We start from the raw sequence: 14,368 nt of genomic DNA on the forward strand, positions 1-14,368 counted from the left end.
ATCGACCCAATTCCGGTCCACGTCAGCAGTCGACGAGGCCTCGGAGTCGCGCAGCGGTCTCCAGGTCTGTGCGGAACTGATCGAGCGATGACACCGTGTACAGACCGTCGATTTCCTTGGTGACCCACAGGTTGTGGATCCGCCGCAGGTCGGCTTGGCGAGATTTCCAGCCGATGCCGTCAACGACTGCCATGATGAACTGCGTTGGCTTCCGAACGGCGGCCATCTTCGCGATTTCTTCGTAGGCGGCGGTGAGCTTGCTGCCTGTTGAATCAAATCCTTTGGCGGCCACTACGATTGCCGCGTCGTCGGTGTTGGGAATAACCAGGTCGCCAGGACCTGTCTGCCCGCCGCGCCCGAGGAACCGTGTCCTCAGGGTAAATGGCAGGCCGAGGTCATTGGCGATCTTCTCGATCATGTCTTCGATCGAGCGTCCCGCTTCGCTGGCCCGTGTCGCGGTCACGCGAGTCCCGGCGCGGGCAATGAGCACATCAGCCAACCCGTACTGGGCATTGACTTGCTTGCCCACCATGGCAACAAGATCGAAGCGATCATCGAGAAACGCTACGAGGATGTCGGGGCTCTTACGTGCGAGGGTGACGAATCCCGACGTGTTCAGCCCATCTCGCAGGGCCATCGAGAGTTTTTCCTTACCGAGGCCAACGATCAACCCGAAGACGTAGACCCAGTGCGCGTGCGCGTTGGCCCACTGTGCCAGTGACGATTTGGTCATCGGCGACACTGCGGAGAGGCTGGCAACGGCATCACGGATTTCCTGGGTGCTGGCCGTCGGTTCTGTCGGGTCCACGTGCGGAGTGAGGGTCCTCAAGGCACCGAGGTAGTCGTCGAACGAAACAGGTACGGTCACTGGCTTCGCCCGATAAACAGGTACTCGCTGACATCGCGCCGCGTTGCAGCGGCATGCGTCCCGAAACTGTACTTGTGGTCGATTGCGACCGCTTCCACACAGGGTTTGACTTTGCCCATCAGGTCGATGATGCGCGCGGCGTCCGGGATGGCGTTCGACGAATACGACAGCACAATCGTGCCTGCGTCCTGAAATAGCTCGAAAGTGCGGCTCAATGCATCTTCGATCGTGCGCTTGTAGGCAAACGGGGTGAAGCGTTTTTCCAGCTTTTTGGTCTTGGTGTGCTCCATGATGTTCACTCCACGCCAGTACACGCTCAGCCCCTCCAGGAAGTGGTAGCGCTTGATGTAGTCGTTGTCGTCGCTGGGGGGAGCGTAGGGGGGATCGAGGTAGACCAAATCCGGCGTCGTATCAGGGATGTCGAACACATCGCCGGTCCGGGCTTTGCTGCGCAGGCCGTTGCTGAACACGATTCTGTTGTAGTCGGCCGCCCGCTCGCGGAAATGATCACGCAGGCTCATCTTGAGGTCACGGCGGCCATCGGCATAGCGGGTCGAGTCTGTGAAGGTGAACACCCCGCGAGGCTGTTTGCGCGCGGCAGACAGGACCAAGGCTGCGATCGCGATGTCGCGTCGGTAGCCGACTAGCTGGTCGATGTGAGACCAGGCGGAGTCCAGGAACGCCCGGTCTTCGCCGGTGAAGTAGAGCCCGTCAAATCGAGACTGGATGAAGTCGCGGTCGTCGGCCGGCGGCCCGCAAATCGTGTCGATCAGGTCCGGTTCCAGCTGCACCGTCGAGTTCGCCACCGCCGCGCGGGCAATGACCGTAGGGAAGGTGAGGAAGTCGTTCGAGATGACCTGATACCCCTGAGCCTTGAGGAGATAGGACACCACGCCCGAGCCGCAGAACGCGTCGACAGCTGTCGATCCGCCGATGTCGGCAAAGACCCGCTCCAAGTGCGGCAGCAGCCGGTACTTGGATCCCATGTACCGAATGCGCGGAAAACTCTGCGCCCGGCCCAGAATTGCCGACGACGACGATTCCCTTATCACGCCCACAAGAATCCCACACCGGGTCGTTGCGTGCCCAGCAGCTCCCACGGCGCGGCGGGCGTAGAGTGCCCGCCGTGGCCGTCTTGCAGGTCAACCAGATCCAGGACAAGGTCCAGGGCGGGCTGTGGCGCACTCGTCGATGTCTCCGACGTTCCGCTCGATCAACAGGACACTGCCCGGCGCACCTGGGGCGGGGGGCTGGCGGTGATGGCGACATGGCGCCACGGGTACAGATAAGCCGTCAACACGATCGGTACGCCGAGAGTTGCGCGGTCTGCGGTTGTCCGCAGGGGCTCCCGTTCGTGTCGAGGCTCCCCCGGTTGGTCAGTAACCGGCGTGCCGTGGTGGGTGAATGTCGTTGGCGTTCAGAACATCTGTGATGGCTGTTCTCATGTCGTCAACGGTGATGGTTCGCAGTGATTCGATGTCGCCGGCGTAGAGGTCGATGCTGGGGTCTTCGGCGACTCGGGTCTTCATGTTGCGTGCCGCTTCGGTGATGACGTTGCGGACGTAGCGGCCGTTGCCGGGAATGTCGATGAGGTGGAAGCCATCCATGGCGTCGGTGGCGCAGAGCCATTGGGCGACCTCGTTGAAATACTGTCGGCCTGGCTCGGCGATGGTCACGCGGTAGCGGCCGGCGAAGATGTCGGCGATCTCCAGCAGCTCTGCCGGGGTGCTGGAGTCAAATTCGAGTTTGTGGGGGAAGCGGCTGCGCAGTCCGGGGTTGGCCGAGAGCATGGCACTCATGGCGGTGGCGTATCCGGCCAGGCAGATCAGGGTGCCGTGACGGTGATCTTCGGCGTACTTCATGATGGTGTCGAGGGCACGCCGGCCGAAGTCACGTTCAAGATCGGGCTGATACAGCGTGGGTGCCTCGTCGATGAAAAGGGCACGGCCCCGGGCGCTTTCGAGGATCGTCTTGGTCTTTTCCTCGGTTTCACCGATGTGCGATCCGCACAGATCCTCTCGGGACACTTCGATGAACTCCGGCGAGTCGAGGATGCCCAGGCCGTAATACATTTTGCACATGATCCGGGCGATGGAGGTTTTCGCCGTTCCGGGCGGGCCGACGAGAAGCATGTGCAGTGAGCCGTCTTGGTCGACGTCGACGCCGCGTTGTGCCATCACGTGGTCGTAGCGCTGTTCGTTCTTCAGTTTGGTGACGTGGGCTTTCACCCGCGACAATCCGACGAAGCCCATCAGTTCGTCGTGCGCCTCTTTGAGGACGTCTTGGGCCGCGGTGCGGTCCTGTTCTCGGCGAAGTTGCGCGGCGGTAGGACCGGATTCGGGGTCCCATCTGTTCGTGCGTGCGGCAATCGCATCGCTGGTGGTGACGACCGGTCCGTAGGTCGGGTCATCCAGGGCAGCAGCGGCGCTGGAATCCAGGGTGCCGGCAATGGTGGCGGCACGGAACTGCTCGCGTGCAGTGTTCTCATCACCGAGGGCGCGGTGGCATAGGCCGCGGTGCAAAGCAGCGGCCGTCGTGATGCTCTCGCCGCCCGGGATGTTCTGAGGGGTCAGCGGTTTCAGGATCGACAGGGCGGTGTCGAACTGTCCGAGCCCGGTATGGGCGATACCGGCCAGCAGCGTGTTGGCGGCATCGATCAGTGAGCCTGCCGCGTCGGCGCTGGGCTGCCCGGCGTGCTCGATCACGTCCGGCCAGCGCTGGGCGACGAAATGCAGCGTCGCCGTCACGAATCGCAGGGTCGGCTCCTGGGCGGGCTCGCGGCCGGTATCGACAGCTGCGAGTTCCTTCTCGGCAGCGTCGTAATCGCCGGCGCTGATGAGGGCAGCCACGTACGCCAACGCCAGCCCGGTTGACGTTGTCGGGCACAACACGAGGTAGCCGCCGGGGACCGGGACACTCGGCTGTAGATCGGAGTCGCCCAGGCCAAGGCGGCGGGTTTCACGATGCAAGGTGCTGCTGGTCTGACGTGCGTGCCGCAGTGTCGCCACCGTGGTGTCGCCGGCGGCGATCAAGCCCATCCATGCGTCGCACATGGCCGGGTCGAGGTCGGCGGCCCGCCGGAAAGCTAGGCGGGCCTGCTCGACATTGGGGTGCTGGCCGTTGAGGAGTCCCAGCGCGGCGATGCCGGTGTCGAGGTATTCGCGGGCGTTCACTGATCACCTCTGCCGTTCGATGGTCTGCTCGGATGGGGTACTGCGTCGAATCCTAGGGGCGTTGCCTGATCGGCAGGTTGCACGTCCCGGTCGTTGGTGCCCTGGGCAGGGCGCTGGCCAGCACCGGCGCGCGCTGGTTGGTCACGGTGTTGTCTGGGTGAGCCGGACGGCCGGGGCGCCAGGGTGTCGTGTCCGACGTCGGCGCTGCCTGAAGAGCGCGGAGCCGCTTGTCGCGGCGACGGGGCGCTTGACCTCGGCGATGTGTTGTCGCGTTGGTCGGCCGCGCTCTGCTGCCGCTTCTCGTGGTGTTTACGTACGGCCTTGCTGGCGCTGTGGGCGACGGCGGCGCCGATGACGACCTCGGGAGCGGCGACGACTTCGGCTGCCTCACCGACCGCGCCAGCGGCGCGGGCCGCGGTCCCCGTCCGGGTTGCCACGCCCTGGCCGGCGGCCGCGCTGGTGGACCGCTTGGCGGCCGTGCTCGTTGCCGACGCTGGGGCTGCCGCCGGGCGGGACTGCGGCCGTGGTCTGAAGGTGTCGAACTGGGCCGGTGTGGTGCTCCGGGAGGTCTCGGCAGGGTCGTCGGTGCTGCTGTCGTCGGCGCGACCGCGGCGCCGCCCACGCAGCCTGGACAGCATCGAGTCAGCGTCGTCGGCCCGCTGCCCGCCGCCCTGGCCACCGCCACGCGCGTTGTGGAGCACCCGCCCGCTGGCGGCGTGGATGGTGTGGCCGATGGTGCCGATGCCATCGGTATGGAATTGGCGGTCCATGAACCGGAAGGCGACGATCGCGATGATGGAGACGAGCATGACGATGAGCATGCGCGGCATCACGGTGACAGTGCCGGTGCCGAGCATGGGACTCGTCAGCGTCCAGGCCATCCAGATCACGACAATGCCGAGGAATGTGGTGTAGGCGGCCAGTTCGGCGGCGTGGACCAGCAGTTGCCACGCACTGTGCTTGGCGTAGGCCATCGCCCGCCCCGCCATGCCGGTCATGCCGATCATGAATGAGGGCCCGACGACTGTGCCGAAGAACGCCGCTTGCAGACCTACGAGGAAGATGCTGACCGAGACGTACCAGTTGAACACCGAAAACGTGACCCCGGTCAGCAGAAATGCCAGGGAGGTCCCGGCGTCGTCCCCGCTGAGCTGCTGGGCATGCAGCAGTGCGTCGCCGGCCCCGCAATCGCCCATCGCATGAGCCGGCCCGGGACCTTTGCCTACGCCGGTGCTGATCGCAGCCGAATATGCCTGTGCGCAGCCCGGAACGTCGTCGGTGACGTAGCCGAAATTCATGACCTGCAACGGATGCCGCACGCCCGCGGTGATGAGATCCCCGAGCATCATGTCCACCTGGTCGGCCAAGGGCCGATCCGCCATGTACGGGCCTTGGCGGGTTGCCTGGGCAATGGAAAAGCCGATGGAGCGGCCCCACGCCAACAGCCCATGGTCGCTGTAGAGGTCACCGATCGGGTCGGCGAACACTGTCAATAGCAGGATCGTGAACACCAGCCCGGTGCCGATGATGGCGCGGCCGCGGCCACCGTTTCCGCGCAAGATATGGAAAGCGCCGATCATCACGCACAACGTGATCGTTATCGGCCCCAGGTAGAGCTGGTTAGCTACCGTCGTGACTGCCCCATAGACCGGGCGGGCCACTTGGGCGATAACGACCAGCCATTGCCCAGACAGCGCGAATCGCAGCAACCACAGCGCCGTGCCGGCCAGAAACAGGTAGAACGAGGCGATGGCGGTCAGCCACCAGCTCGCGGGAGCGTGGGTGGCGGCGTTCTGAATTGCCCCTGTGACCCACCGCAGGATCGTTCCGGGTTCAAGGATGGAGACTTCCTCACCCTGGTTGGTCATGGCTTCGGTGGTATCGACCACCGACAGGAAGTAGTTCGCGAGCGGCACGCCGTAGGAGTCGCGCAGCCCAGTCCAGGCCAGGGCGGCACCACCGACTGACGCCGCGGCCGAGGGTGCACTGATCACCGCCCATAGGGCCAGGGCGTGCACGGTGGCGATGATCGTGCCCAGCCGTCGTGCTTGCGGGTGCTCAGCGAGCCAGACCGCAAGTCGGTCAAGCAGGACGTTGCTGCTCATGCCGCATCCTCGATTGGCGGTGTGCTGTCCAGGTCATCGGCGAGCCCGGCTGTAGGAGCACCGAGAAATTTCACCCGCGCGTGCCGGCGGAACTCATCGACCAGGAAACCCTCACCGCGACGATGCGGCTCGACGTAGCCGAAATCGTCGTCATCGCCGGCCAAGCTCTTCTTCGCGGGGCTGGTGTCTTCCAGGTAGGACTCCACAACGTCCGGGTACAGCGCCGGGTCGATGCCCGCCCACTCAAGGGTCTGCTCCGCCAATGTTTCGTCAGTGATGCGGAACAGCCACTTCTGGGTGATGAACTGCGAACCCATCCGTGCCAGGTGGTGATAGTCCTGCGTGACCAGCCATATTCCGGTGGCGTGCTTTCGCCCCTGAGTTGTGATGCGATGCGCCGCCCGCTTGCCCGGCGGGTAGGCCAGCAGCTCGGCACACTCCTCGAAAATCAGCACCCCGTAGCGGTCGCGGCGCTCAAAGAGCTGTTGCTGTTCAAGGTCGACCAGCAGTCCGTAGATCGCCATCCCGGCCAGCTGGCGGGTTTGCAGATCGAGCACCCCGTTGCTGGCGTTGTTGATGTCATCGGCGTCAGGTAGTTGCAGGCCGCGGGTGAGCCAGATCGTCACGTTCGAGTCGGCGGTGGAGTACGGTGCGCGATCCGGCTCGAATAGGGCCTGGGTGTAGAAGCTCGACGCGGCCGACTCCAGGCGAAGCAGCAGTTCATTCTCGTTAGGGTTCGGCTGTGATCGCAGGTACTCCAGAAGCCCGCGCATGTTGCGAATACCGTTGGCTTCACGTCGATCCGGCCGGACCGCCACCTCGAATTGCGCACGTAACACACTGCGGGGCCCGACCCCGATCATCGGCAGAATATGGTCCGCTGCGCGGGCGCCGGCCTCGTCATAGGGGAAGATCACCAGCGGGTCCAGCGACATATTCGACTGTGTCGGATCGATCACCTGCACCCCAGGAAGCGATCGAAACGCCTTCGCCCACTCCCCATGCGTGCCGGGGTCGAATACACGCACTTGCGCGCCCCGCAAGCCCGCTTCGTAGCCAGAGAGCTTGACGCGGTTGGATTTTCCGCCGCCGGGCTCGCCCACCACCGCGGTACCGGTGTTGTGATTGCGCACAGCGGCACCTTCTGGATCGTGCAGGATGATGCGGGGCTGGGCTGTGTTCTGGTTGACCGCCAAGGGGCTTCCTGTGGCGTTGCCGCAGTCGGCGGAGATCAGTGGCATAAACCGAGACCAGCGGTGCGCGGTCGTCGGATTGCGGAACTGATCCAGCGGGCTTTTCGCCTCACTGCCCGGGTTGAACGCCTTCCAGAGCAGCCGGTGCGATCCGCGCCGGCGACTGAACGCGATAGCAGCTGAGTCGAGTTCCTGGCGGATCTGCTTGACCGCGTCCTCGATCACAGCGATCTTCGGTGCTGCCACAGCGATGACGGAGACGCTGTCCAGTTCGCGTTCGGTCGGGTTGGCGCTGAGTTCGTTGGAATAGTCCAGGGTGTCGTCGAGCTTGACCGCCAGGTTCTCCGCATCAGCATCGTCGCGCTTTCCCGCCCGCTGATCCTGCTGGTCTTTGATGTTCTTGGCGTTGCGCCGGTTGGTGGCCAGCGCCTGCTTGGGAGCAACGACGTCGAAGTGCTGCACCCAGTCGACGACGGCAGTTGTGTCGATCTGGTCGAGAGCGTGAAGATATGCCGCTCGTGGAAAGCGCACGCCGAGCCGGGGGAACTGGTCGACGGGCAGCATCGCCTGGTAGCTGACCGGTCCAGTTGGTTGCCCCTCGGTGGTGAGTTCCTGGACTCGTACCACCGAATGGCGGTTGGGCCACCAGCGGTGCAGGCGTTCACTGTTGGCGCTTTCGTCGAACCAAAACCGGCTGAACATCTCCCCCGAGAGCGTCCGGGGCCCGACGCTGGCGTGCGGTAGCGGTGCGGCGAAGGTTCCCCGTAATGCGTTGTGCCGGTGATGCCACAGGATCTGAGCCGGTGAGGCCGGGGTCAAATGAAAATCGTCGGGCATCGCCGAGACGATCTCTGCGGCCAGCTCCGCGTAGGCAGTCACCGACGCCTCCGAGCCGGTGTCGCGACCGATCACCCAACTTCCGAACTTCTCCGCCTGGCCGGCCACCGTGCGTCCTGCTCGCCCAGCATCCACAGGGATGGTCAGCCAGTACAGCCGCTGGCGAGGCCCTTTGGCCGGCGCCGTTTGCAACGGGTTGGCGATCACCGGCTCCCAAGCGCGACAATGCGATACCCATGCCGGATTGTCGTGGCTGCGGCCAACGATGTTGCCCAGGATTCGGTCCTGGTCCTCAACGGCAACCAGGCCGAACAACTGGGAGCCCGAGGGCAGGTTGCGTCCGAGATTGCGGGTCAGCCGGGCAGCCCGTTCATGCGTGGACAACGCACGCATGGTGACCGGCAGGCCGTGGGCCAGGTAGTCGGCGTAGACACCACCACGGGTGAAGCGAAGGTTGCCGATCACCTCCAGCGGCGGGTCCAGCGAGGTATCAACGCGCACTGTAACTCCGGGATGAGTTGGGGTGCTCCGACCCGGCGCCGCGACGACGCCGAGCCGGAGCGGGGACAGAAGTCGCAAGAGGCCGCGGGACGATCGCATTGACCAAGAACTGGATACGAGTCCCGAGGGTGGGGCGAGCGCTGGGGATAACGACGCGCAGGATCAGCACCAGGATCACGGTCACCACCGGCGCGCCAACCACCACGGTCAGGATGTGTGGGGACTGCACGTTGTGGGTGACCCAGACGATCGCTGGTACCAGGATGAGGCCGATCGTCACCAGCTCGGCCGTGCGGTAGGGCCCACCCCAGAGCTGGTTGCCCCGAGACGATTCGCCGGCCCAGATGGGGATGTCCCGGATGCCGGTCCAGATCTTGGCGTTATCGCCCGACGAGGTGCCGGCGCTCATCGGCTGAGAGTGCCGTAAGGTCCGGGGTTGTAGCCGGTCCGGTCATGGAACTCCTTGGTCCCGGCGTCGTGAATGCCGACCGCATTGGCGATCAGCACAGACAGCGCAATTCCCGCGAAGAACGCCGCGATACCGCTGCCGATGCCCATCTTCCAGGCGTTTTTCAGGGCCACGATGATGGCCAATCCCAGCGATCCGAAGCCGCCGAGAGCTGCGATGAGCAGGTAAGCCTGTTGGCCCATGCTCTCCAAACCGCTCGCTGCGGCCAGGATGGACGTGGTCATGCCGAACCTCCTTGGTTGATGGTTACTGCGGGGCAGCGCTGTTTTCGGGTGGTTCAGGGATGGACTCTGCAAGCGCTGGTACGGCGTCGATTCCGGCGACGAACCAGTTCCCGCCAGAGGCCCGCAACGTCAGCGGATAGGACAGGTCGTACTGGACGTATTCAGCTGAGCGAACTGAAGCACCGACGCGCACCGACAACGTCGTGTTGTCGACAGGATTGTCGGGGGGTTGGCTGATCGCTTGCACGGCAGTCACGTACGCGACGAGGTAGGGGTGGCTGACCTTCGTCAGTTGCGAGTCCGTGGTGATGAAGCGTTCCAGGTCCAGGCCGGGACTGGCCGTCAAGAAGGCGCTCATGAATCCGCCCAGCATGCCTGCGATGGGATGGTTGTCCGCGATCGTGACCGGGTAGCGAAGCGCCACCTCGGTCCCGGCCGGTGGCCCGTCGATGCGGGCCAGATTGTCCACAGCGCGCACGGCATCGCCGCCGTACACACCGACCGAGATTTGGTAGTAATTGCGCTGGGGAACCGCTGTGGCATAAACCTGTTCGGTCACCCCGACCAGAACGCCGTAGGTGAGGTAGTCGCCGCGACGTGGTCCGACCCGAAAGGCGTGGGCCATCGGTTCAGACACGATCAGGGCAGGCGTTGCTGGCATCGAGAGCTGGTCGGCGTTCGGAAAGCAGCGCGATAGGTCGGTTCCGTGCGCGGTGGCCGCAGTCAGATAGGTGCTGACGCAGTCGATGGCGAATGCCTTGACCAGGTCAGTCTGATTGACCACATCGCGGGCAATGGCGGCGACCGGCAGCGGGGCCGGCGGAAACAGCCAATGTTTGACCGTGGACAGGCCGCTGATCGAGGACGTCACGACCAGGATCACCAGCAGCATGCGGCCAGCCCCATGCGATCCGGTAGTGATCCGCTTACGCCAAACCTGGTTGAGTTTCACCATGTCAGATCACCGGGTGGCCGATGATGGTGATACCCGAGACTGCGAATGATCCGTCGCTGGGGTCCGGCCGGGCGGAGGTGTCCCCAGGCAGCAGCGGGGTGTTGGAGGGCAGCCCGTGAGGCTGGTTGCTGCCGCCGAGGATTCCGTTCAGGACGCCGCCTCCCGCCGGTGGTGCGGCCGGTGTGCTGGTGGTCGGTGCGGTCTTGGGTGGAATGTTGAGTTCCTGAATGTTCACCGTGATCTCCGATGCCAACGGATGGGGTACGGCTTCGCAGGCTTCGCCGTGACGCTCATGGGTGTTCTGGGACTTGGTGGTGGCGGCACGGTCGTTGAAGATCCATTGCAGACGGCTCACGACACGGTGGCGAAACCACGCGTCGCCCTCGTCGCCGTCACCGGACTTGTTGACCGCTCCCGGCACGATGCACACCGCGGTGATGATGTGGGGCTGGTCGAGGTAGATATGCAGAACCTCCCCGGCCACCTGACTGGCACAGATCCACGGGACCGTCGCCTTCGAGTCCGACAGCAGCGCAGCCGGGGTCGATCCCGGCAGGGAATCGCAGTCCGAGGTCGCGGTGAACCGCAGCGGCTCATCAACCGAGGCCGGCGGTTTCGCCGGCGCCGGAGGTGGCGGTGCAGGCTTGGCGATCGGGGTGGGTGCCGGCGGCGGGGCTGGGTCACTGCGTGAGGACACCGACGCCCCCACCACCGTGGCCAGGGTCGCCACGAGGGCCAGCCCACCGAACGCCGCAGCGACCATCGGATTGAACCGGCGCTGCGCCTTCACCGCATCGGAATCCTCATCGACACTCCCGGCGCCCTCAGCGCCGCCGCTCGGGGGCTCGACGGGCTGAGCGTCGTCGCCGCAGTCAACAACGGCCGGATTCATCTCCGAGGGCGCGTCGCCGTCTAGTTCGGTTGCCTCGGTGTGTGTGTCGAACCCAGGCTCGGGCTCGGGCTCGGGGCCGGCGGGATTGGTCGCGGCTGAGCGCACGCGCTCCACCCAGGCCGCATCGGAAGGAGACAGATATCCGCTCATCAGTTACCCGTGCCCGCGGCCCTGGTGGCGGCAGTTCAACGCCCGGGAAAACGGTGCGTCGGCGCGCCGTTCGGCGACAACAGCGCGCCGGTACGCCGCGTCCAGCTCCTGGGGCACCCGGCGGTCACCAGCTTCACCAGCACGCACATAGCCGCTGGGAATGTCGAACGGAACCAGCACCGTCTGCTCGGCCAGTGTCCCGTCAACGACCTGCGGGTGGTTGCAGGTGTGCCGAGTTGATCGCTGGATGACCTTCACCACCACCCACAACGCAGCGCCGACAATGATCAGGGGCAAGCAGCGGGCGATGAAGTCAATGATCATCGCGACGACCAAACACATTGCCGTGCAGCTGATCCCGGCAACGATGAGCAGAGTCTTCATGTTGCCGCCTCCCTCCGTGAAATGGGGTCTTCCTGGCGAACGCAACGATAGTCAACTGAACCCGATTACGTCGACATCTATAGACGACTTTAGTTGATTTCGATTAACTTGAGCTTGTGGAAGCAACACGACGAGGACCCGCCGAACCCCCCGCAGCAGGGCCAGCCCGCTTAGACCACTTCGTTCGGGAGCGACTGGCCCAAATGCGGATGAGTCACTACGAGCTCGCCCGCCGCGGCGGACCCAACCGAACCACCCTGCACAAAGCCATCAACGGCAGCGGCCGCCTGCGCGACTCAACCCTGGCCCGCATCGACCTGGCACTGGGCTGGGCCAGCGGCTCAGCCGCCGCCGTGCTGGCCGGCGGACAGCCGCGAACCCAGATGGTGACCGGCCCCGGCGACGAGCACGCCGTCACCGTCCTACAGGCCGCGACCACCATGGTCGTGCAGGCATCCGAACTGCTCGGCAGCGTGCGCGGCCTGCTCGACGAACTCGTCGACCACAGCACGGGGAACCACTAGTGCTCCCCGCAGCGATCAACACCTTCGCCGAAGAACGGCGAGCATGGATCGCAGCCCACACCGGAACCCTCCTGTTCCAGAAGCGCCGCGCCGAAATCCTCGGCAAGGCAATCCGGGCCCGCGACAGGTCGCGGATCGGAGTCCGGCCCAACCCACACGACGACGACGTAACGCCGCCGATTTTCCTGCGGCGCACCTCATCAGCATCAAGCAGCGTCGAAATCGTGATCGTCACCGCGTGCAGCCTCGCCGCCCCGCTCGGTTGGCTCGCCGGCTGGCTGCTCTACCGCAAGATCACCACACTCATCCCCGAGCGCCTGCTGGGCTATCCGATCGCCGGGCTCATCGGCATCGGCCTGGCCTGCGGCCTGCCACTGCCGATGCTCTACGACCCCACCCCCAGCATCTGGTCGGTCATCGTGATCCCCTGGATATGGGCGCAAATTCCAGCCGCGTTCCTCGCCGCCGGCACCTACGGCGTCCTGGAGGGCTGGCTCGTCGTCGAAGGCAGCAGCCACTGGTGGCCACTGCGCCCCGTCGCCGACGAGGTCGACGACGAATTCTTCCTGGCCGGCCGCGAAGTCGCCATGCCCACACTGCTGGACCCACCCAAGCACCACACCCAGCAGCCCATCGCCATCCCCCGCGTAGGAGCAGTCACCATCCAATGGGCACCCCTGCTCACCGCCGCCATCCCCGCCGGTCTCGCAACAACCTGGTACTGCTGGCGAGTCACCACCGCACTGCTGCACCTGCCCACCAGCCTGCTCTACGCCCCATGACCGCACCCTCGGGCCTCAGATGCGCCGCATCTCATCGTGCACCGACGTCGGCACGCATTGCCAACGTCACCGTTCAACGCCGGCATTTCAGGGAGGTCCGTGTCGTGATGCGCGCAGCCCGGCGGGTGCTCATCACCGCTCTGGCACTAAATCTGTGCACCGGCATTGTGGCCACCCCGACCGCCTCAGCACGCGGCACCCTGGTCGTCGGCATGCCCATACACATCGCCCGCCACAAGTGCACTCTCGGGTTCTTCGGCCTCAACAGTCGAGACGACCGCCTCGCGGTCACTTCCGGGCACTGCTCCGACCAGGTCCCCGACCAGTACGTCTACACCGACCGCGGCGTACGCATCGGCAAGGTGGTCGCATGGAAGCGCGACGTCGAAGACTCAGACGGCAGGATCATCGGAGCACGCGGATACACCGTGATTGCCCTCTACAAGACGTTCTCCCTGGAGCCCTACTTCACGGCCACAAGCCGCTACCTCGAAGAAGGCGACTACGTCACGAAATACGGTGAACGGACAGGAAAAACCAGCGGCCGCATCACCCAGGTCAACATCGTCGAAGGGCACCCCGCCCTGAGTCTGGTCCACTCGAACATGGTCCAACTGCCCGGAGACTCCGGATGCCCCTGGATCACCAAGGGACGGACCCTCGTCGCAATGGGCTCCAGCGGAAATCAGGAGCGAGCGGGCGGAGATGCTGGCAGTCAGGCGCAGCCCATCGGCGCGGTGATCGACATGATCCGCGACAACCCGACCGTGTGGGGCGACGACTTCAAGGTCTGGACCCAAGATTGACGGTGACACCATCGTGGGTGCGCGAGTGCACAGCACCGTCGAGAGCGTCGCGCACTCGAACGGCGAACGTCGGCACCATCACCGCGGCGGCATCCTCGGGTGCCATCCAACGAACCTCACGCGCCTCGACGGTCGGCCGATGTGTCCCGTTCAACGGAGTGCATCGGTAGACCAGCGCCACAACGCCTTTCGACAGATTCTTGTACACGCCGGTGAGCCCGACGACTTCCACATTCACGCCAGTCTCTTCGAGGATCTCGCGCCGAACACCTTCTTCGAGGGTTTCGCCGAGCTCGAGAACTCCGCCCGGCGGTTCCCAGTGACCGTTGTCGGCGCGTTTGATGACCAGCACCTGGCCGCTGGCATCGACGACGATCCCGGCCACGCTGACCGAGTGCCGGGGCAACGGTGCGTTCACCGGTCAGCGGGCGCCGGTGTCGAACCGGCCGAGTCGCCAGGGTTCAATTTCCTTCTCCCTCTGGGTCGCGTTCCGATTCGCCGTCAG

At 64.9% G+C, this 14,368-nt stretch carries 14 protein-coding genes; 3 read left to right on the plus strand and 11 right to left on the minus strand.

Going from position 1 to position 14,368, the window contains the following annotated elements; translation table 11 throughout:
- Window positions 1–22: 22 nt before the first annotated feature.
- The 10 genes from AC2VON_RS21695 to AC2VON_RS21740 form a co-directional block, all read right to left on the minus strand.
- Entirely contained in the window at window positions 23–868 is an 846-nt protein-coding gene (locus AC2VON_RS21695; RefSeq protein ID WP_486954704.1) for a hypothetical protein, read from the minus strand.
- Window positions 865–1,854, minus strand: a complete 990-nt coding sequence (locus AC2VON_RS21700) for a DNA adenine methylase (protein ID WP_486954705.1) — start codon at window positions 1,852–1,854, stop codon at window positions 865–867. The genes AC2VON_RS21695 and AC2VON_RS21700 overlap by 4 nt, the downstream gene beginning before the upstream one ends.
- 390 nt (window positions 1,855–2,244) lie before the next feature.
- A complete protein-coding gene (locus AC2VON_RS21705; RefSeq protein WP_486954706.1) occupies window positions 2,245–4,041 on the minus strand; it encodes an AAA family ATPase in 1,797 nt (598 codons plus the stop codon).
- Window positions 4,038–6,146: a hypothetical protein gene (locus AC2VON_RS21710; protein WP_486954707.1), complete on the minus strand. Its 2,109-nt coding sequence runs from the start codon at window positions 6,144–6,146 to the stop codon at window positions 4,038–4,040. The genes AC2VON_RS21705 and AC2VON_RS21710 overlap by 4 nt, the downstream gene beginning before the upstream one ends.
- The gene (locus AC2VON_RS21715; RefSeq protein ID WP_486954708.1) at window positions 6,143–8,677 is read right to left on the minus strand and encodes an ATP-binding protein; all 2,535 of its coding nucleotides are present in this window, start codon (window positions 8,675–8,677) and stop codon (window positions 6,143–6,145) included. The genes AC2VON_RS21710 and AC2VON_RS21715 overlap by 4 nt, the downstream gene beginning before the upstream one ends.
- A complete protein-coding gene (locus AC2VON_RS21720) occupies window positions 8,667–9,086 on the minus strand; it encodes a hypothetical protein (protein ID WP_486954709.1) in 420 nt (139 codons plus the stop codon). Before AC2VON_RS21720 ends, AC2VON_RS21715 begins: the two co-directional genes overlap by 11 nt.
- A complete protein-coding gene (locus tag AC2VON_RS21725) occupies window positions 9,083–9,370 on the minus strand; it encodes a hypothetical protein (RefSeq protein WP_486954710.1) in 288 nt (95 codons plus the stop codon). Before AC2VON_RS21725 ends, AC2VON_RS21720 begins: the two co-directional genes overlap by 4 nt.
- A gap of 22 nt (window positions 9,371–9,392) precedes the next feature.
- Window positions 9,393–10,325 (minus strand): conjugal transfer protein, encoded by a 933-nt coding sequence (locus AC2VON_RS21730; protein WP_486954711.1) that lies wholly within the window; start codon window positions 10,323–10,325, stop codon window positions 9,393–9,395.
- 1 nt (window position 10,326) lies between these two features.
- Window positions 10,327–11,367 carry a hypothetical protein gene (locus AC2VON_RS21735; protein WP_486954712.1) on the minus strand — a complete coding sequence of 347 codons (1,041 nt, stop codon included), beginning with the start codon at window positions 11,365–11,367 and terminating at the stop codon, window positions 10,327–10,329.
- Window positions 11,368–11,370: 3 nt separating this feature from the next.
- A complete protein-coding gene (locus AC2VON_RS21740; RefSeq protein ID WP_486954713.1) occupies window positions 11,371–11,751 on the minus strand; it encodes a hypothetical protein in 381 nt (126 codons plus the stop codon).
- A 209-nt stretch (window positions 11,752–11,960) separates the two neighbouring features.
- Here AC2VON_RS21740 and AC2VON_RS21745 point away from each other — a divergent pair, with 209 nt between their 5' ends.
- The 3 genes from AC2VON_RS21745 (at window position 11,961) to AC2VON_RS21755 (ending at window position 13,863) form a co-directional block, all read left to right on the plus strand.
- Entirely contained in the window at window positions 11,961–12,275 is a 315-nt protein-coding gene (locus AC2VON_RS21745) for a helix-turn-helix domain-containing protein (RefSeq protein ID WP_486954714.1), read from the plus strand.
- Window positions 12,275–13,057: a hypothetical protein gene (locus AC2VON_RS21750; protein ID WP_486954715.1), complete on the plus strand. Its 783-nt coding sequence runs from the start codon at window positions 12,275–12,277 to the stop codon at window positions 13,055–13,057. The genes AC2VON_RS21745 and AC2VON_RS21750 overlap by 1 nt, the downstream gene beginning before the upstream one ends.
- A 107-nt stretch (window positions 13,058–13,164) precedes the next feature.
- Window positions 13,165–13,863: a chymotrypsin family serine protease gene (locus AC2VON_RS21755; protein WP_486954749.1), complete on the plus strand. Its 699-nt coding sequence runs from the start codon at window positions 13,165–13,167 to the stop codon at window positions 13,861–13,863.
- On the opposite strand, the gene AC2VON_RS21760 is transcribed toward AC2VON_RS21755, so the two are convergent.
- Window positions 13,841–14,281 (minus strand): NUDIX hydrolase, encoded by a 441-nt coding sequence (locus tag AC2VON_RS21760; RefSeq protein WP_486954716.1) that lies wholly within the window; start codon window positions 14,279–14,281, stop codon window positions 13,841–13,843. The two genes, AC2VON_RS21755 and AC2VON_RS21760, sit on opposite strands and share 23 nt — an antisense overlap.
- Window positions 14,282–14,368: the final 87 nt, after the last annotated feature.

This window comes from Mycobacterium sp. TH-M82 (assembly GCF_057473605.1).